Origin of the sequence: Bacillus vallismortis, from assembly GCF_040784915.1 — a bacterium.
Taxonomy (GTDB): Bacteria; Bacillota; Bacilli; order Bacillales; family Bacillaceae; genus Bacillus; species Bacillus subtilis_G.
The window spans coordinates 2,587,856-2,604,340 of record NZ_CP160797.1 but is presented as its reverse complement, the minus strand read 5'-3'; the positions used below and the strand labels follow the sequence as shown (position 1 = coordinate 2,604,340).

Here is a 16,485-nt window from a genome sequence, read left to right as displayed (position 1 = left end):
GATACAGGTTTTAATGCGCGGTTGGATAGCCGCTGTTTATCACGGTCATCACCGTAAACCAGCCAAAGACAAATAAGGTGGCTCCGGCCATTAAAAATCCAAGTATATTTCTATTTTTAACAGAACGCAAGACTCCCCATAAAGCGAAAAGAGCGACAAGGCCGAAAATCACGACAAGTAACATTACGCAGCCCCCTTTACATTGAAAAACCTGCAATTCTTTCCATTTTTATTCTACCTGTTTTTTAGAGGTTTGTCGATAGCGTTTTCATTGCGATTGTTTGAATCTTTTTTCAAAAACCCTCATAATAGGAGCATAAAAAGAAAGAGGTGATCATAGTGAAATGGAGACGAATGCCAGTTGGGCCGATTCAAGCGAACGCATATTTTCTCATCAATGATGATCAATGCCTGATTTTTGATCCGGGCGGAGAAGGAAATAAAATCAATCAATACATAAAAGATAAAGGGCTGACGCCTTTAGCCATTTTGCTTACACATGCCCATTTCGACCATATTGGAGCGCTGGATGAAGTGAGAGAAAAATGGGATATCCCTGTTTACCTGCATCAGAATGAAAAGAATTGGCTTACGGATGCCTCCTTAAACGGCTCCGGCATGCTGAGAGGGATAGAAATCACAGCTAAGCCTGCAGATCATCTGATTGAAGGAGACGGTGAGCTCAATATCGGACCGTTTTATTTGGAAACATTATTTACGCCGGGACATTCGCCAGGCAGTGTTTCTTACTACGTGAAGGATGCAGACTTGGTGATCTCCGGAGATGTCCTGTTTCAAGGCGGCATAGGGCGTACGGATTTGATAGGCGGCGATCAAGAGACGCTGCTGACGTCCATTCATGAAAAACTGCTTACGCTGCCGGAGCACACGCTGGTGTTAAGCGGCCATGGACCTGAAACAGACGTGCAGAATGAGCAGGATCAAAATCCGTTTTTAAATGGGTTTTCATTGTAATAAAAGAGACAAACCGATAAGGTTTGTCTCTTTTTGCATTTAATGGCCTCCGCCGCCGGGCACCATAATAAAAATTGAGTAATATGTAAAGCCGGCAAAGAAAATCGTTAAATAAGCGCCAAAAATATAAATATACATGCGTTCAGTTAAGTTCAAATACGATAGAAATACAAATAGGATCGTCTGTCCAAAAAATAATAGGGAAGCATCTTTCATATCACCCAAATAAAACATGACTGCGAAAATTCCCGTCCAAAATCCTAACACCCGGAACATGCGATTCATTTTTATCCCCTCCCGAGAGTACCTCTGACTGTTATTATAATAGATCACACCTAGAAATGTAAACATTTTCATTATTGTTATACAAATGGAATTTGTTCCTTTGATTGCGTTTTCTATTATATGACTGTTTTTTAAAAAATAATCCGAAAAAAAGTTCTTTAAATGGTTTAAATAAAAAATGATCCGGGTAGTTATTCTACAAAGAGATGGTTAACTAGGAGGAAAAAACGAATGGAACAATTAATTTTTTACTCATATCCAAGCTGCACGTCATGCCGAAAAACAAAACATTGGCTTAAAGCGCATCAAATTGAATTTAACGAACGGCACTTATTCAGAGAAACCCCGACAATAGAAGAATTAAGGTACATTTTATCGTTAACGACAGAAGGTATTGATGAAATTTTAGCGACAAGAAGCCAGACCTTCAAAGATTTAAATCTAAACATCGAAGAGATGACGGTAAATGAGGTGCTGGAACTTTTAATCGAGAAGCCGAAGCTTTTGCGACGTCCGATTCTTGTGGACAACAAAAAGCTGGTGATCGGTTATAATCCGGGAGAACTGTTGAAGCTATCGAAGAAGAAAACGGTTCATCAATCTGCATGATGAAAAACCGAAGATCCGCTGATTTTTATGAATCAGCTTATCTTCGGTTTTTCACCTGTTCAGAAACTGGGCTAGCTGGATTCGAACCAACGATCACGGAGTCAAAGTCCATTGCCTTACCGCTTGGCTATAGCCCATCGAATGTAAACATAGTATGTGCTGAGGAAGACGCATTATACATAGGAAACATATATTTTTCAAAAAAACAGGAGGTAGCTCATTAAGATGATAGCTCTTGATCAGTATTTAAGAGAGCACAAAGAAGATATTATCAAACAATGGCTGGAAACTTGCATGTCAAAAGGAAGTGGGCTGCATTCCGCTCAAGATCAAAAGAAATTAGAACAAAAGTTAAAAGACCAGCATGAATCATTAGTGACCATCGTGGCGAAACCCCTTAGTAAAGCAGAAGACGTAAAGGATGAGCTCAATCGATGGTCTCTTCAATGCGCCAGAGACCGTGCCGTTCATGAAGTGACTGTAACAGAAAGTGTCGGCCAACTTAACGCCTTCAGGCACATCATGTTTAAATGGATTCAGACATTCAGCGAAGCCTCTTCTCAAGAAATCAGCATTCAGGACATTTATGAGTGGAGCCGGATCTTGAATCAAACCATTGATGAGATCATCGAAGTGTTTACTGAAGAATATTCCCAGGTCACGATGATACAATTAAACGCACAAAAAGAAATGATTAATGAATTGAGTGCGCCGATTATGCCGATCTCTGAGGGGATAGGGATTCTTCCGCTTGTCGGTGAAATTGATACGTACAGAGCGAGGACGATTTTGGAGTCGGTGCTGCATCAGTGCTCAGCGTTAAAACTCTCCTATTTATTTTTAGATATTTCGGGCGTTCCCATCGTCGATACAATGGTGGCTTATCAAATTTTTAAAGTGATTGACAGCACCAAACTACTCGGAATTGAGACGATTATTTCAGGAATCAGGCCAGAAATTGCTCAAACTGTGGTGAAGCTGGGTCTGGATTTTTCGAATGTAAAAACCGAGCAAAGTCTTGCTAAAGCCCTGGCCAATAAAGGATTTAAGATAGAAGAATCATAATACCCTGAACAATCACAACCATGTTCATTCTGGAAAAAAGCTGGACAGCCTCCCGTGGGCTATTCAGCTTTTTTAACTTCTATGAATAAAATGTGATGGCTGTCAATGTCTTTTACCTTAAAAGAGTAGCCATCATATTCAATCACACTTTCAGCCTCGGCGTCTATGTTTTGTGTCAGAAACCAGCCGCCCAAGGTGTCCACTTCAGCTTCTGATAAATCTGTTCCAAGCAGGTTGTTTACATCGCTGATTAATAACTTTGCATTTAATAAGTAGTGATTCTTTCCGAGCTCGCGGATATGAGGCACCTCATCCTCGTCAAATTCATCGCGGATTTCTCCTACAATTTCTTCGATAATATCCTCGACAGTGACCAAACCGGAAGTTCCGCCATATTCATCAATGAGAATCGCCATATGGGTGCGTTCCTTTTGCATTTTCAGCAGTAATTTATAAATAGGAATTGTCTCAATAACATGGATAACGGGCTGAATGAAAGGTTCAATATGCTGCTTGTTCAGTGAAAAATCTTTCGCCAGCATTGAAAACAGCACTTCTTTCATATTGATTACGCCCATAACGTTATCTTTATCCTCTCTTACAACTGGGTACCGTGTATATTTTGTTTGCTTCACTGTTTCCTGCAGACTTGGGATTGAGTCTTCATCAAGTGACAAACTGACCATTTCATTTCGCGGCACCATGATTTCCTTAGCCATTCGTTTATCGAAGGTGAAGATATTATCCATATACCTTAATTCACTTTTTCTGATTTCACCGCTTTTATAGCTTTCAGCTAAAAGAACCCGCAGTTCTTCCTCTGTATACGCCAGTTCATGCTCTGATGCCGGCTTCAGCCCAAACAACCCTGTAATCAACCGGGCAGAGTGGTTCAGCAGCCAAATGAATGGAAACATGATTTTATAAAACCAAATAAGCGGTTTGGCAAGCATCAATGTAATGCTTTCTGCTTTTTGAATGGCGAAGCTCTTTGGCGCCAGCTCCCCTATGACGACATTTAAATACGTCACCGCTAAAAAGGCAATGACAAGTGAAAGAAGGTGGGTGAGCGACTCATTCAAGCCTGCTTTATGAAAAAGGGGACGAAGCAAGGTTTGCACGGTCGGTTCCCCCAGCCAGCCCAATCCTAAAGCTGCCACTGTGATGCCCAGCTGGCAGGCTGATAAATATTCATCAAGGTGAGTGATGACATGCTTTGCTGCTTTAGCGCCTTTCTTTCCTTTTGCGACAAGCTGATCAATTCTGGAACGCCGCACTTTTACGATTGAAAATTCTGCGGCAACAAAAAATCCTGTTAACAAAATGAGAATAGCGACTGCTAGTAAATTGACAAATTCCAAAACAACTGCCTTCTCCAAGGAAGGCATGCACCTCCCTTTTCCGATGTCTTTCTTTTTTCCATACCACAGGAAAATGCTCACAAAACATGTGTTGAAGCGGCTGACTGGTTTAGCGAGGCCTTTCTTGGGCAATTAAAGAACAAAAGAATAAAAGTTTGGAGGAGCTTGACATGAAGGCACATACGGGAAAGGATTGGTTTTGGTACCAAATGGGGCCTCAGGAAAGAGATAAGGCAAGAGATCTGATCCATTTTTCTCACTGGCCTCAATGCGAAAAGTGGTTTGAAAATAACCATCATATTAACTTTTTGCGTGTGGACACAACTGAAACGGAAAATGAAGCAGTATTTGGCTCAATTATATATGATCAGGGGCTGGGTGAGGAAAAAGACCATACCGTTTTTCACTTTTATATTACCAGACAATATTTTTTTACAATAAACTTTGATTTTTCGATTTTGAATGGGATTAAGGGAAAACAAGTTGTCCAGCAAATGGAAAGAGCAGATAGCACCATGGAGGGATTTTTGATCCTTCTCAGCGAGTTAATGAATGCGTATCTAATCGGTTTAGATGAATTTGAAGTAAAGCTGAGAAAGCTCAGATGGCAAATCAAAGACGACAATAGCAAAAGCATTTTAAACCGTGTCCATCTCTTGCACCATGAGCTGATGATCTGGAAAAACTTAATCCTAAACACTAAAAAAATTGAAATGGCATTGAAAGAAACCTTCTTGTCTCAACATGAAGATAAAAAGGTTTATCAGCGGACACAACTCAAAATTGACAGGGGGTTTACATACATCAGTGAATTTGAAGGGGAGCTTAATAGTCTGCTGCATTCAGAGGAAGTCATTACCTCTCACAGGGGAAATGAAATATTCAAAGCGCTGACCATTTTCACGACGCTTTTTACGCCGGTTACAGCACTTGGGGCCCTCTGGGGGATGAACTTTTCAGTGATGCCTGAGCTGAATTGGAAATACGGATATCTCTTATCGCTCTTATTGATTGGCACGTCTACGGTCCTGATCTACCTCTATTTGAAGAAGAAAGGCTGGACGGGAGATATGCTGCAGGAGGGAAAGAAGAAAAAGAAATCTCAAAAAAGGCAGACACTGTAGGATGTTTCATTTTTTGTGCAGCGGATAAAAAATAAATAGAACACGGTAAAGGAGGAATGGAAATGAAAATAAGAGATATTATGACGAAGAATGTAGAATGCTGTGAACCAACCGCTTCAATCACAGAACTAGCGAAACAGATGAAAGACTCTAATGTCGGTTCTATTCCAATCTGTGAAAACGACACACTTAAGGGGATTGTTTCTGATCGGGATATTGTGACGAGATGCTTAGCTGAGAATCAGATGGATGCAAAAGCAAGAGACATCATGAGCGCTGACATCGTATCCGGCCACCCTGATATGTCTGCTGAAGAAGCGAGTCAGCTTATGGCAGAGCACCAAATCCGCCGTTTACCGATTCTTCAAAACGAACGAATTGCCGGTATTGTTGCATTAGGCGATCTTTCCGTTGAGAAAAATACAGACCAAAAAGCCGGAGAAGCATTAAGTGAAATTTCTAAATCAGCATAATGAAAGATAGAGGAAAGCAGGCATGATGGTCATCATGCCTGCTTTTTTATTAAGAAAAATAATAAAATCAAGGAGGAACATTCAGCTGAAACAATCTTTTCTGTCAGCAGAAATTGATTTTTCGGCATATAACATCTCCGGAAAATCACTTTTTCTCCGTTTGATTACCAGTCCTTATTTTTCTACAATACGCATTGAAAGGAGAGGGAATCAAATTGGATTCAATAGAAACGATAAGCAGAACCTTGATTGAAGAGGCGTATTCAACAAAGGCTTCTGACATTCACATTGTGCCGAGGGAGCAGGACGCCATCATTCATTTTCGGGTAGATCACGCCTTGCTGAAAAAAAGGAACATGAAAAAAGAAGAGTGCGTAAGACTGATTTCACATTTTAAATTTCTCTCAGCGATGGACATAGGGGAAAGGAGAAAGCCGCAAAATGGTTCGCTTACGTTAAAACTGGGAAAGGGAAATGTTCATTTAAGAATGTCAACACTTCCCACTATTAATGAAGAAAGCCTCGTGATCAGAGTGATGCCTCAATACAATATCCCATCAATTCATAAACTGTCGTTATTTCCTAAGACAGGAGCCACTTTACTCTCATTTTTAAAACATTCTCACGGCATGCTCATTTTTACCGGGCCAACTGGCTCAGGGAAGACCACCACATTATACTCTCTCGTTCAATATGCAAAAAAACACTTTAATCGAAATATTGTCACACTGGAAGACCCTGTTGAAACAAGGGACGAGGATGTTCTTCAGGTGCAGGTGAATGAAAAAGCCGGTGTGACATATTCGGCAGGGCTTAAGGCTATTTTGCGCCATGACCCGGATATAATTATTTTAGGTGAGATCAGAGACGCGGAAACAGCTGAAATTGCCGTGCGAGCAGCGATGACGGGGCATTTGGTGCTGACGAGCCTTCATACGAGAGATGCGAAGGGCGCGATTTACAGGCTGCTTGAATTCGGCATCAATATGAATGAAATCGAACAGACCGTCATTGCGATAGCGGCTCAGCGCTTGGTTGATTTAGCTTGCCCGTTTTGTGAAAACAGATGTTCATCGGTATATTGCCACCAGTCTCGAAACACCAGAAGAGTAAGCGTTTATGAGCTGCTTTACGGAAAAAACCTTCAGCAGTGTATTCAGGAGGCAAAAGGCAATCATGCAAATTACCAATATCAAACACTGCGTCAAATTATCAGAAAAGGAATTGCACTTGGCTACTTGACGACAAACAACTATGACCGGTGGGTTTATCATGAAACAGATTAGAAAAACTTGGCCGCTAAAGGATCAAGCCTTGTTATTAAAGCGGCTTGGTGAAATGATGGCGGGCGGATATACGCTTCTGGATGGATTACGCCTGATGGAGCTTCAGATGAATAAGAGGCAGGTGGCCGACTTGGCTGACGCGGTCACTCATTTGAGGGAAGGGGCTCCGTTTTATCAAGTATTAAAGAGTTTGTCATTTCATAAGGAAGCCATAGGTATTTGTTATTTTGCTGTAACACATGGTGAATTGCCTGCTTCCATGATCCAGAGCGGAGAGCTGCTGGAACGAAAAATCGCACAGGCAGACCAGCTGAAAAGGGTGCTGCGCTATCCGCTTTTCCTCATCTTTACAGTCGCTGTCATGTTTTATATGTTACATTCCATCATCATTCCGCAGTTTTCCGGTATTTATCAATCGATGAATATGGAAACCTCACGTTCAACCGATATGCTTTTCGCTTGTTTTCAGCATAGTGATCTGATGGTCGTTTCGGCTGCTCTTTTTGCAGCAGGTATCGGGCTTTATTATTGGTTGGTGTTTAAGAAAAAGTCACCTGTCCGGCAAATGCTTATTTGTGTCAGGATACCTTTAGTTGGAAAACTTGTCAGGCTGTTTAACAGCTACTTTTTTTCTTTGCAGCTAAGCAGCCTTTTAAAATCAGGCCTCTCAATTTATGACAGCCTTAATGCATTTAAACATCAATCGTTTCTCCCTTTCTACCGCTGCGAGGCTGAGCAAGTGATTGAACGGTTAAAAGCTGGTGAATCTATTGAAGCCGCTATTTGTGACAGCCCTTTTTATGAAACAGATTTTTCAAAAGTCATATCTCACGGCCAGCTGAGCGGCCGCCTAGACAGGGAGCTTTTCACATACAGCCAGTTCATATTGCAGCGGCTGGAACACAAGGCGCAGAAATGGACAGGCATCCTTCAGCCTATGATTTATGGATTTGTTGCTGCGATGATCTTAATTGTGTATTTGTCTATGCTCTTGCCTATGTATCAGATGATGAATCAAATGTGAAAGGAAGAGGCCGATGAATGAGAAAGGATTCACTCTTGTTGAAATGCTAATTGTGCTCTTTATTATTTCAATCTTGCTTTTAATTACGATACCGAACGTCACGAAACATAATCAAACCATTCAGAAAAAGGGCTGTGAGGGCCTGCAAAACATGATTAAGGCACAAATGACTGCATATGAGCTCGATCATGAAGGACAGACACCGAGCCTTGCCGATTTACAGTCAGAGGGCTATGTGAAAAAGGATGCGGTTTGTCCAGATGGGAAGCATATTGTCATCACTGGCGGAGAAGTTAAGGTTGAACATTAAATTAAACGAGGAGGAGGGATTTACTCTTTTAGAAAGCTTACTTGTGTTAAGCCTCGCCTCTATCCTCTTGATTGCCGTGTTTACCGCACTTCCTCCTATTTATGGCAATACAGCGGTTCGTCAGGCGGCATGGCAGCTGAAAAACGATATTATGCTTGCACAGCAGACTGCAATGTCCAGTCATCAAAGAACGAAAATTCTCTTTCAGAGAAAAGACTATCAATTAATCATGGATAATACGGTGATTGAACGTCCCTATCCAACAGGACTTTCTATAGAGCCGCTGACATTAAAAGACCGTTTGGAATTTAATGAGAAAGGGCATCCGAATACAGGCGGAAAAATACGAGTAAAAGGACATGACGCTTACGACATAACAGTTTATTTAGGGAGCGGGAGAGTCAATGTGGAGAGAAAATAAAGGTTTTTCTACAATAGAAACAATGTCTGCGCTTAGTCTGTGGCTGTTTCTGCTGCTGACAGTCGTTCCCATGTGGAGCAAGCTGATAGCTGATGAAAAGATGGCGGAATCACGAGAAACCGGCTACCAGATAATGAATGAAAGCATTGGAAAATATATGATGACTGGTGAAAGAGATGCTTCAAAAACGGTTATAAAGAACAATAAGATCTATGCGCTGAAGTGGGAGGAGGAGGGTCATGATCAAAACGTATGCATCTCAGCAGCAGCTTATAAAGAAAAACCATTTTGCCTCAGCATTATGCGGACAGACTGGCTATACGCTTCTTAACATATTATTTTCGCTTTCTGTCTTTTTACTCATATCAGGATCGTTAGCTATGATCTTCCATCTGTTTTTGTCGCGCCAACAGGGATATGACGGTTTCACAGAGCAAGAATGGATGATTTCGGTGGAGCAGATGATGAACGAGTGCAAGCAGTCCCGCGCAGTCAAAACAACTGAGCATGGGAGCGTATTGATTTGCACCAATCTTTCCGGGCAAGACATCCGTTTTGAAACCTATCATTCAATGATAAGAAAAAGGGTAGATGGGAAAGGGCATGTTCCGATACTAGATCATATTACAGTCATGAAAGCCGATATTGAAAATGGAATGGTTTTGTTAAAAATTGAGAGTGAGAATCAAAAAGTGTATCAAACTGCTTTTCCGGTTTATCGGTATTTAGGAGGAGGGTGAATGTACCGCACGAGAGGGTTTGTTTATCCCGCTGTTCTTTTTGTATCCGCGCTTGTACTGCTGATCGTGAACTTTACTGCTGCTCAATATATTTCACGCTGCATGTTTGAAAAGGAAACAAAAGAGTTTTACACAGGAGAGAATTTACTTCAGAATGGCGCGCTTGTGTCTATTCGGCATATTCTTGAGCAACGGAAAGGCCAAAAGGGTTCACAGCAGTTTACATATGGGCAGGTTTCTTATGACATTCATGATACATCGATAAAAGAGCAAAAAGAAATCAATTTAAAAGCCATGACGGAGTCGGGAACAGAAAGAACTGCACAGCTAGTGTTTGATCAAAAACAGAAACAACTGCTGAGCTGGACAGAATAAAGCAAAGAAGGGTATAAAAAAAGTCCTGTGAGCCAACACTCATAATAATTGAATGATGAGGTGATCACGTGAAAACAAATGATTATGTCAAATACATGACTCAGCAATTTGTCAAATATATAGATACTCCGAAAGATGAACGAAAAGAACGAAAAGAGGTGCGGAAAGAAACAAAAACACCTGCCTCACAGCAGTGGTTCGGTATTTTACCCTATGGTTTCAGGTTATGGCTGAAGCGAAAAAAATAATTGCACTGCTATAGCGAATAAGGTCCTTCTAAAATGGAGGACCTTATTGATATTCTTCTAATATGGCAATTTTATTAACCTTTTGGCTATAGGGATTGAATGAAATCGTGACAAATACGCCGAATTCCTTTGATCCTTCTCTTAGGGTTAAATGGTATTGCTTCACTGCCTCATCTTTTCTTTTGCGGTCCCATACTTTTTGTTTGAACAGTACCTGTGCGAGCGGGTATCTTTTTTTTGCTTCTTTTACTGCAAGCTCTTCCCATTTAGATATGTGACGGGCGGCGGTCACAAGAGGCCCTTCTTCTGCGTGAGCGGCAGGGGTGCCGAAAACGAGAAGAGAAAGACAAATCACACACTGTTTGAACATTATGCTGTCACCCTTTCCTTGTTTATGATTTCCAAATCGAACTTGGATATGCATTTACTTTCTCACATAACAATCTAAAAATTTCAAAAAGATGAGCAATACTGAGTAAGACTTAGTAAGATGACGAAAATGTTCTCTTAAACGAACTAAAAGGTCGATTTTGGTGTTTTTCAATCCATTAAACGTTGACTATACTCAATTTGTACAGTTCTTTAAAGAGAACGATTGTCGTATTAAGTTACAGTGTTTTACAGGAGGTAAGATATGTTTCGATTGTTCCGCAATCAGCAAAAGCCTAAGACGAAACTAAAAGTTCTGCTTTTTTTTCAGCTTTCAGTCATTTTCAGTCTGACTGCCGCGATATGCTTACAATTTTCCGGTGATACAAGCGCTGTTTTTCATGATATAGAAACATTTAATGCTTCGCTTCAAACATGTAAAGATTTTCAGCATACAGATAAAAACTGCCATTACGATAAACGTTGGGATCAAAGTGATTTGCATCTGTCAGATCAAACGGATACAAAAGGTACTGTATGCTCACCTCTCACTTTATTTGCTGAGCTTAAAAATACAGGTGAGAAACTGAAGAAATCAAAGTGGAAGTGGGAGCTTCATAAGCTGAAAAATGCCCGCAAACCGCTAAAGGATGGGAACGTGATCGAAAAAGGCTTCATTTCCAATCAAATTGGCGATTCACTTTATAAAATTGAGACGAAGAAAAAAATGAAACCCGGCATTTATGCATTTAAAGTATATCAACCGGCCGGCTATCCGGCAGACGGCAGTACATTTGAGTGGTCGGAGCCAATGACGCTTGCAAGGTGCGATGAAAAACCGACAGTCCCGAAAAAAGAAACGAAGCCTGCCGTCAAAAAGGAGAAGGAAACACCGCAAAAGGATGTGCAAGAAAAACCAAATAAAGAGGATGCATCTCAAGAAGCGGTAACGGAAGAAAAAGATACTCAATCAGTTGTGAAGGAAAGCGGGGATGAGAATGAAAAAAGCAATGAAGATGATCAGTAATATTCTCTACGTGATCATCTTTACTCTCATTATTGTACTTACGCTTGTCGTGATATCAACACGTTCATCCGGGGGAGAGCCGGCAGTGTTTGGATACACGCTGAAATCAGTTCTCTCGGGTTCAATGGAGCCCGAGTTCAACACAGGTTCTTTAATATTGGTCAAGGAAATCACCGATGTGAAAGAGCTCCAAAAGGGTGACGTCATTACATTTATGCAGGATGCAAATACGGCGGTCACCCACAGGATTGTTGACGTGACGAAGCAAGGAGGCCATTTGTTATTTAAAACAAAAGGGGACAATAACGCCGCAGCTGATTCAGCGCTAGTATCGGAAGAAAATATCCGCGCGCAATATACGGGTTTTCAGCTTCCGTATGCCGGCTATATGCTTCATTTTGCCAGTCAGCCAATCGGAACAGCTGTTTTACTGATTGTTCCCGGCGTGATGCTGCTGATGTATGCTTTTGTGACGATCACAAGCGCCATTAGAGAAATTGAAAGAAAGACAAAAGATTTGGAAACAGATACAAAGGACAGCACCATGTCCACTTAACTTCAGTTGTAAACCTGGCAACAGGTTTCGATATAAATCATTCAATAAAAGGGGAGTTTGCCATGGGTATGAAAAAGAAATTAAGTTTAGGAGTGGCTTCGGCGGCATTAGGATTAGCTTTAGTAGGAGGAGGAACATGGGCAGCATTTAACGACATTAAATCAACGGATGCTACTTTTGCATCAGGTACACTTGATTTATCTGCTAAAGAAAATTCAGCGAGTGTTAACCTGTCAAATCTAAAGCCGGGAGACAAATTGACGAAAGACTTCCATTTTGAAAATAACGGCTCACTTGCGATCAAAGAAGTATTAATGGCACTGAATTACGGTGAATTTAAAGCAAACGGCGGCAGCAATACATCTGCAGAAGATTTTCTCAGCCAGTTTGAAGTGACTCTATTGACAGTTGGAAAAGAGGGCGGCAATGGATACCCGAAAAATATTATTTTAGATGATGCAAACCTCAAGGACTTGTATTTGATGTCCGCTAAGAATGATGCAGCAGCTGCTGAAAAAATCAAAAAACAAATTGACCCTAAATTCTTACATGCAAGCGGTAAAGTCAATGTAGCAACTATTGACGGTAAAACTGCTCCTGAATATGATGGTATTCCAAAAACACCGATTGATTTTGACCAAGTCCAAATGGAGATCCAATTCAAAGACGATAAAACAAAAGACGAAAACGGGCTAATGGTTCAAAATAAATATCAAGGCAACTCAGTGCAGCTTCAATTCTCATTCGAAGCGACACAGTGGAACGGCTTGACAATCAAAAAGGAACATACTGATAAAGACGGTTACATTAAAGAAAATGAAAAAGCGCACAGTGAGGATAAAAATTAATAGCAATAAAAAAGACATGGCCCAGTATATCGAGTACTGGGCCGTTTCTATGTTGATTGACAAAAGAGGAGTCAGTGCCTCTGCTCGGGCACTACTCCTCTTTTTGAGATTTTCTCCATTTTTGATAATCTAAAAATTCACGAAATTGTTTTTTCGATACCCCGGATGTCATTGCATCGCGAACCAATTTCTCCCATTCACTATCTAATTGACCATCGTATTCGGTTTCATGTTTCTCATCGAGCAAAGTATGAACCGAGACGTCCAGAACAGCGGAGACTTTTTCGAGAAATTGAATGGAGGGGTTCGTTTGTAGATTTCGTTCTATTGAGCTTAAATAAGACTTCGCTACCCCAGCTTTTTCAGCTAGTTCTGATAGTGAGTAGCCTTTTTCTTTTCGGTATTGTTTAATACGCTGGCCAATCAATGTCATCACCTTCCTTGTGATATTATAGCACATTCAGAAAGGATTTACGGTATGACTTCTGGCTGCCGGACCAGGATGAGCAGACTTTTTGTTTAAAAGTAAATATTTTCGTATTTCTTCCGGGCTGATATTTGCCTCTTTGGCTTTCATCATCAATTTAACCCATTCTTGATCTAATTCGAAGTGCTCTTGTTTTGCATTTTTCATGCAGTTTCTCCTCCTAAAATACTTGTTTATGTATTTCAGCCAGTCCGGCCATGACTCATTGTATGCCTTCAGCGTCTCTGGAAGTCATTTGCCATTGAAATTGCCAGAATTTTTTTCCAGTATACCTTTATTATAATCGCATTTTTTCAAAAAAAACGAGAACGATGTCGAATGTTAAAAAAGTTAGCTTGAAATATTATTTTGCAAATAAAATAATCCGCCATTTTCAATTTCCACCAATATCTTTGGTTGATACAAGGATTTCAGCGCCTGTTTTTCTAGATGATACTCTTCTGGTTTTTCTTCTACATGCTCATAAAACTTGTCAAGCAATGACATATCATTCTTCCACCTGTTTACCGCCTGTTCTGCCCAGTCTGACGGCTCCTGCATGGCGGATTTAGCAATATAGTTTTCCATCCGCGTAAGGCCGCTTGCTGGTTTGATCATAGGCGATATGGTGAAGCAATAGTCGCATATTTGCGACGTCAATGAAAGGTGTGTCAGCTTGCTTTGAAAATGTTCAATTATGGTTCCAGAGACTAGATGAAGACCTAGTGACAATAGCTTATCCTTTTTCATGTCGGACTGGTATGAAATCGTGACATTTATACCAAGCCAAGGCTGAAGTGGGACTTTGGCTCCGGCTGATTCAATTTTCTCATACATTCTGGTAAATCTCCCATTTTGTTTAACAGCTTTGAAAATTTGAAAGAGGCGCGGCGCCCCAAAATAAATAAATTCGCCATCTAGGTCTTTTGGAGCGGTGTCCTTATCTGTAATAAAAGTGATTTTCATTGGATTCGGATCGCCGCCTGTCTTCTCGCGCCAGTGCCAGTAGAAAGGGCGGTTCATGATCTGTTTGTCCATTTCAACTGTAAGCTGCACTGTCATATAGCCGGAACCTTGATCGACGATCGGGCAGCTGTTTGCCTGAAAAAAACGAAGTAGAAAATCGTGAATCTCTTGCTGTCTCACTTATAAAACCTCCTTACAGGCTAAGATCCTCTTTTTTCAGCAGGCTGCTGTTTTTTATAAGACAAAAATGAAGTTAAGTTGTCCATTTTGATTTTTATGTCTTCCTCTGTTGCTGAATGGCACAAAATATCGTGCAGATGTTCTTCAAAATTGTTCACTTGAATTTTCGTTAATATATCATCAAGTTCGCCGACCACTTTTTCAAACAGGTGAATTTTTTCATACAGGAGCTTTAAAATATGCTCTTCCACAGTATGTTTTGTCGCCATGTTGTAAATGTGCACGTCACGTTCCTGTCCGAGCCTGTGAATTCTTCCGATTCTTTGTTCAAGACGCATCGGATTCCATGGCAGGTCATAGTTGATCATGTGATTGCAAAATTGCAGGTTAATCCCTTCTCCGCCGGCTTCAGTTGCAATCAGAACCTGGACTTTTTCGCGGAAAAGATCCTTCATCCAGTCTTTTTTCCCGCGTTTAAATCCGCCTCTGAACGGCACGGAGCTGATGCCGTTTTGCTGAAGGAACCATTGGAGGTAAATCTGGGTTGCCCGGTATTCTGTAAAAATGATGACCTTATCGTCTATCTTCTTGATCAGATCAACGACTTGCAGCGCTTTAGAGTTTTGTGTGACTTGGTTGATGCGGTCTATTAAAACCGAAATGGTGCGTTCATCAATGGCCGGTGCTTGTTTTTCTTTTTGATCAAGCATTTTTTTCAGCGTCATATATACCGCTTCTCTGCTCGAACAGCATTCTCTTTGCAATGTCATAATCGAGAACATGCTGGCCGGCTTATTGATGCCTTCTTTCAGGCGGGAAATTTCATCATAAAGCGCCTGCTCTGATGGAGAAAATTCAATCGGCACTGTTTCAACATGGCGCTGTTTCCAAGACAGCCCGGTATCATGCCGCCTGTTTCGGATCATGACTTTATTCACAAGATCTTTTAAATGTTCATGCGCTTCTAAACTGGATTTCTTGTTAGCGAACTCTTCCTGAAAGTGATTTTGGCTGCCTAAATGGCCGGGTTTTAATAAGGACACCAAATTGAAAATTTCTTCAATACGGTTTTGAATTGGCGTCGCGGTAAGCAGCAGGCAATATTTTTTTACGAGACTCCGGACAAATTCATAGTTCTTCGTTTTGCTATTTTTCAGTTTGTGCGCCTCATCAATAATCACGAGATCATATGGGATTGACAGCACGATTTCACGGTGGGGCGAGCGCTTTGCGGTATCGATTGATGAGACGACAATATCGCATTGCTCCCACACATAGCTTTTTTTTTGTTCAACAGCCGGGATCAAAAATTTTTCCTGAAGCTCTTTGACCCACTGTGATACAAGGGAAGCGGGCACAAGGATCAACACTTTTTTGGCTAAACCGCGAATCATATATTCTTTTAGAATCAGTCCCGCTTCAACCGTTTTCCCAAGGCCTACCTCGTCTGCTAAAATCGCTTTCCCGTTCATTTTTTCAACCACTTTTTGCGCAACCTCAAGCTGGTGCGGGAGCGGCGTAAAGGAAGGCAGGTATAAAGGGGCCCGTAAGCCTTCAAATTCAGGAATGGCTAATGTTTTCTGGATTTCTGCAGAAAGCTTGTACAGTTCCCAGTTCGCCCACGGGCCATCATGTTGAAGCCTTTCAGCGAATTCATCAGGCCATTTTGCATCGTAGATCATTTCAGCGTCCATTGTTTTGAAACCGCCTTTCTTATTCTTCGATTCTTAAAATGCACAATATAAGAAAAATCTGCCCAAATTGCTGTTGCCCAGCA

The 16,485-nt window shown here is 41.1% G+C and carries 24 protein-coding genes and 1 tRNA gene; 16 read left to right on the top strand and 9 right to left on the bottom strand.

Features of this window, described 5'->3' with window-relative positions; translation table 11 throughout:
• Nucleotides 1–10: 10 nt before the first annotated feature.
• Nucleotides 11–184: a DUF2759 domain-containing protein gene (locus ABZM97_RS12715; protein WP_202327183.1), complete on the bottom strand. Its 174-nt coding sequence runs from the start codon at nucleotides 182–184 to the stop codon at nucleotides 11–13.
• A gap of 155 nt (nucleotides 185–339) precedes the next feature.
• On the opposite strand from ABZM97_RS12715, the gene ABZM97_RS12710 reads away from it, so the two are divergent.
• Nucleotides 340–975, top strand: a complete 636-nt coding sequence (locus tag ABZM97_RS12710; RefSeq protein ID WP_253268419.1) for an MBL fold metallo-hydrolase — start codon at nucleotides 340–342, stop codon at nucleotides 973–975.
• A gap of 39 nt (nucleotides 976–1,014) precedes the next feature.
• Here ABZM97_RS12710 and ABZM97_RS12705 read toward each other — a convergent pair whose 3' ends face one another.
• The gene (locus ABZM97_RS12705) at nucleotides 1,015–1,260 is read right to left on the bottom strand and encodes a DUF2626 domain-containing protein (protein ID WP_003226300.1); all 246 of its coding nucleotides are present in this window, start codon (nucleotides 1,258–1,260) and stop codon (nucleotides 1,015–1,017) included.
• Between the two features lie 231 nt (nucleotides 1,261–1,491).
• Between ABZM97_RS12705 and mgsR the strand changes: the two genes are divergently transcribed.
• A complete protein-coding gene (mgsR, locus tag ABZM97_RS12700; RefSeq protein ID WP_087990709.1) occupies nucleotides 1,492–1,869 on the top strand; it encodes a transcriptional regulator MgsR in 378 nt (125 codons plus the stop codon).
• Between the two features lie 66 nt (nucleotides 1,870–1,935).
• Here the strand turns inward: mgsR and ABZM97_RS12695 are convergent.
• Nucleotides 1,936–2,006, bottom strand: a tRNA-Gln gene (locus ABZM97_RS12695).
• Between the two features lie 88 nt (nucleotides 2,007–2,094).
• Here ABZM97_RS12695 and ABZM97_RS12690 point away from each other — a divergent pair.
• A complete protein-coding gene (locus ABZM97_RS12690; RefSeq protein ID WP_087990708.1) occupies nucleotides 2,095–2,934 on the top strand; it encodes an STAS domain-containing protein in 840 nt (279 codons plus the stop codon).
• A 59-nt stretch (nucleotides 2,935–2,993) separates the two neighbouring features.
• On the opposite strand, the gene ABZM97_RS12685 is transcribed toward ABZM97_RS12690, so the two are convergent.
• Nucleotides 2,994–4,322 carry a hemolysin family protein gene (locus tag ABZM97_RS12685; protein ID WP_087990707.1) on the bottom strand — a complete coding sequence of 443 codons (1,329 nt, stop codon included), beginning with the start codon at nucleotides 4,320–4,322 and terminating at the stop codon, nucleotides 2,994–2,996.
• Nucleotides 4,323–4,465: 143 nt separating this feature from the next.
• Here ABZM97_RS12685 and ABZM97_RS12680 point away from each other — a divergent pair, with 143 nt between their 5' ends.
• From ABZM97_RS12680 to ABZM97_RS12635, 10 genes are all read left to right on the top strand, one after another.
• Nucleotides 4,466–5,419, top strand: a complete 954-nt coding sequence (locus ABZM97_RS12680; protein ID WP_087990706.1) for a magnesium transporter CorA family protein — start codon at nucleotides 4,466–4,468, stop codon at nucleotides 5,417–5,419.
• 62 nt (nucleotides 5,420–5,481) lie between these two features.
• Nucleotides 5,482–5,892: a CBS domain-containing protein gene (locus ABZM97_RS12675; RefSeq protein WP_087990705.1), complete on the top strand. Its 411-nt coding sequence runs from the start codon at nucleotides 5,482–5,484 to the stop codon at nucleotides 5,890–5,892.
• Between the two features lie 215 nt (nucleotides 5,893–6,107).
• Nucleotides 6,108–7,178, top strand: coding sequence for a competence protein ComGA (comGA, locus tag ABZM97_RS12670; RefSeq protein WP_367386869.1), 1,071 nt, complete (start codon nucleotides 6,108–6,110; stop codon nucleotides 7,176–7,178).
• Complete coding sequence (gene comGB, locus ABZM97_RS12665; RefSeq protein WP_202327196.1) at nucleotides 7,165–8,202, top strand: competence type IV pilus assembly protein ComGB; 1,038 nt, start codon at nucleotides 7,165–7,167, stop codon at nucleotides 8,200–8,202. The genes comGA and comGB overlap by 14 nt, the downstream gene beginning before the upstream one ends.
• 13 nt (nucleotides 8,203–8,215) lie before the next feature.
• The gene (gene comGC / locus ABZM97_RS12660; protein WP_087990702.1) at nucleotides 8,216–8,512 is read left to right on the top strand and encodes a comG operon protein ComGC; all 297 of its coding nucleotides are present in this window, start codon (nucleotides 8,216–8,218) and stop codon (nucleotides 8,510–8,512) included.
• Nucleotides 8,502–8,933, top strand: coding sequence for a competence type IV pilus minor pilin ComGD (gene comGD / locus ABZM97_RS12655; RefSeq protein ID WP_087990701.1), 432 nt, complete (start codon nucleotides 8,502–8,504; stop codon nucleotides 8,931–8,933). The genes comGC and comGD overlap by 11 nt, the downstream gene beginning before the upstream one ends.
• A complete protein-coding gene (gene comGE / locus ABZM97_RS12650) occupies nucleotides 8,917–9,264 on the top strand; it encodes a competence type IV pilus minor pilin ComGE (protein WP_087990700.1) in 348 nt (115 codons plus the stop codon). Before comGD ends, comGE begins: the two co-directional genes overlap by 17 nt.
• A 1-nt stretch (nucleotide 9,265) precedes the next feature.
• A complete protein-coding gene (gene comGF / locus ABZM97_RS12645; RefSeq protein WP_284690388.1) occupies nucleotides 9,266–9,673 on the top strand; it encodes a competence type IV pilus minor pilin ComGF in 408 nt (135 codons plus the stop codon).
• The gene (gene comGG, locus ABZM97_RS12640) at nucleotides 9,674–10,048 is read left to right on the top strand and encodes a competence type IV pilus minor pilin ComGG (RefSeq protein ID WP_367386868.1); all 375 of its coding nucleotides are present in this window, start codon (nucleotides 9,674–9,676) and stop codon (nucleotides 10,046–10,048) included.
• A gap of 68 nt (nucleotides 10,049–10,116) precedes the next feature.
• On the top strand, nucleotides 10,117–10,296 hold the full coding sequence (locus tag ABZM97_RS12635; RefSeq protein WP_087990697.1) for a YqzE family protein: 180 nt from the start codon (nucleotides 10,117–10,119) through the stop codon (nucleotides 10,294–10,296).
• A gap of 43 nt (nucleotides 10,297–10,339) precedes the next feature.
• Here the strand turns inward: ABZM97_RS12635 and ABZM97_RS12630 are convergent, their stop codons facing one another.
• On the bottom strand, nucleotides 10,340–10,669 hold the full coding sequence (locus tag ABZM97_RS12630) for a YqzG/YhdC family protein (protein WP_087990817.1): 330 nt from the start codon (nucleotides 10,667–10,669) through the stop codon (nucleotides 10,340–10,342).
• Nucleotides 10,670–10,930: 261 nt separating this feature from the next.
• Here ABZM97_RS12630 and tapA point away from each other — a divergent pair, with 261 nt between their 5' ends.
• From tapA to tasA, 3 genes are all read left to right on the top strand, one after another.
• Complete coding sequence (tapA, locus tag ABZM97_RS12625; RefSeq protein ID WP_202327199.1) at nucleotides 10,931–11,692, top strand: amyloid fiber anchoring/assembly protein TapA; 762 nt, start codon at nucleotides 10,931–10,933, stop codon at nucleotides 11,690–11,692.
• The gene (sipW, locus tag ABZM97_RS12620; RefSeq protein ID WP_087990816.1) at nucleotides 11,676–12,248 is read left to right on the top strand and encodes a signal peptidase I SipW; all 573 of its coding nucleotides are present in this window, start codon (nucleotides 11,676–11,678) and stop codon (nucleotides 12,246–12,248) included. Before tapA ends, sipW begins: the two co-directional genes overlap by 17 nt.
• Nucleotides 12,249–12,310: 62 nt before the next feature.
• Complete coding sequence (tasA, locus tag ABZM97_RS12615; protein ID WP_087990695.1) at nucleotides 12,311–13,096, top strand: biofilm matrix protein TasA; 786 nt, start codon at nucleotides 12,311–12,313, stop codon at nucleotides 13,094–13,096.
• Between the two features lie 91 nt (nucleotides 13,097–13,187).
• Here the strand turns inward: tasA and sinR are convergent, their stop codons facing one another.
• The 4 genes from sinR to ABZM97_RS12595 form a co-directional block, all read right to left on the bottom strand.
• Nucleotides 13,188–13,523 carry a transcriptional regulator SinR gene (gene sinR, locus ABZM97_RS12610; RefSeq protein WP_003226345.1) on the bottom strand — a complete coding sequence of 112 codons (336 nt, stop codon included), beginning with the start codon at nucleotides 13,521–13,523 and terminating at the stop codon, nucleotides 13,188–13,190.
• Between the two features lie 33 nt (nucleotides 13,524–13,556).
• Entirely contained in the window at nucleotides 13,557–13,730 is a 174-nt protein-coding gene (sinI, locus tag ABZM97_RS12605; protein WP_087990694.1) for an anti-repressor SinI, read from the bottom strand.
• Nucleotides 13,731–13,913: 183 nt separating this feature from the next.
• Entirely contained in the window at nucleotides 13,914–14,708 is a 795-nt protein-coding gene (locus tag ABZM97_RS12600; RefSeq protein WP_253268418.1) for a YqhG family protein, read from the bottom strand.
• Nucleotides 14,709–14,728: 20 nt separating this feature from the next.
• Nucleotides 14,729–16,402: a DEAD/DEAH box helicase gene (locus tag ABZM97_RS12595; protein WP_367386867.1), complete on the bottom strand. Its 1,674-nt coding sequence runs from the start codon at nucleotides 16,400–16,402 to the stop codon at nucleotides 14,729–14,731.
• Nucleotides 16,403–16,485 lie beyond the last annotated feature (83 nt).

What these genes read in the sequence shown, in the direction of transcription:
- ABZM97_RS12680 (WP_087990706.1), top strand. Translation starts at nt 4,466, where the DNA reads ATGAAGGCACATACGGGAAAGGATTGGTTTTGGTACCAAATGGGGCCT.
- comGC (WP_087990702.1), top strand. Translation starts at nt 8,216, where the DNA reads ATGAATGAGAAAGGATTCACTCTTGTTGAAATGCTAATTGTGCTCTTT.
- ABZM97_RS12675 (WP_087990705.1), top strand. Translation starts at nt 5,482, where the DNA reads ATGAAAATAAGAGATATTATGACGAAGAATGTAGAATGCTGTGAACCA.
- ABZM97_RS12595 (WP_367386867.1), bottom strand. Translation starts at nt 16,402, where the DNA reads ATGGACGCTGAAATGATCTACGATGCAAAATGGCCTGATGAATTCGCT.
- sinI (WP_087990694.1), bottom strand. Translation starts at nt 13,730, where the DNA reads ATGAAAAATGCAAAACAAGAGCACTTCGAATTAGATCAAGAATGGGTT.
- ABZM97_RS12690 (WP_087990708.1), top strand. Translation starts at nt 2,095, where the DNA reads ATGATAGCTCTTGATCAGTATTTAAGAGAGCACAAAGAAGATATTATC.
- sipW (WP_087990816.1), top strand. Translation starts at nt 11,676, where the DNA reads ATGAAGATGATCAGTAATATTCTCTACGTGATCATCTTTACTCTCATT.
- comGE (WP_087990700.1), top strand. Translation starts at nt 8,917, where the DNA reads ATGTGGAGAGAAAATAAAGGTTTTTCTACAATAGAAACAATGTCTGCG.
- ABZM97_RS12715 (WP_202327183.1), bottom strand. Translation starts at nt 184, where the DNA reads ATGTTACTTGTCGTGATTTTCGGCCTTGTCGCTCTTTTCGCTTTATGG.
- tasA (WP_087990695.1), top strand. Translation starts at nt 12,311, where the DNA reads ATGGGTATGAAAAAGAAATTAAGTTTAGGAGTGGCTTCGGCGGCATTA.
- comGG (WP_367386868.1), top strand. Translation starts at nt 9,674, where the DNA reads ATGTACCGCACGAGAGGGTTTGTTTATCCCGCTGTTCTTTTTGTATCC.
- ABZM97_RS12705 (WP_003226300.1), bottom strand. Translation starts at nt 1,260, where the DNA reads ATGAATCGCATGTTCCGGGTGTTAGGATTTTGGACGGGAATTTTCGCA.
- comGB (WP_202327196.1), top strand. Translation starts at nt 7,165, where the DNA reads ATGAAACAGATTAGAAAAACTTGGCCGCTAAAGGATCAAGCCTTGTTA.
- ABZM97_RS12685 (WP_087990707.1), bottom strand. Translation starts at nt 4,322, where the DNA reads ATGCCTTCCTTGGAGAAGGCAGTTGTTTTGGAATTTGTCAATTTACTA.
- mgsR (WP_087990709.1), top strand. Translation starts at nt 1,492, where the DNA reads ATGGAACAATTAATTTTTTACTCATATCCAAGCTGCACGTCATGCCGA.
- tapA (WP_202327199.1), top strand. Translation starts at nt 10,931, where the DNA reads ATGTTTCGATTGTTCCGCAATCAGCAAAAGCCTAAGACGAAACTAAAA.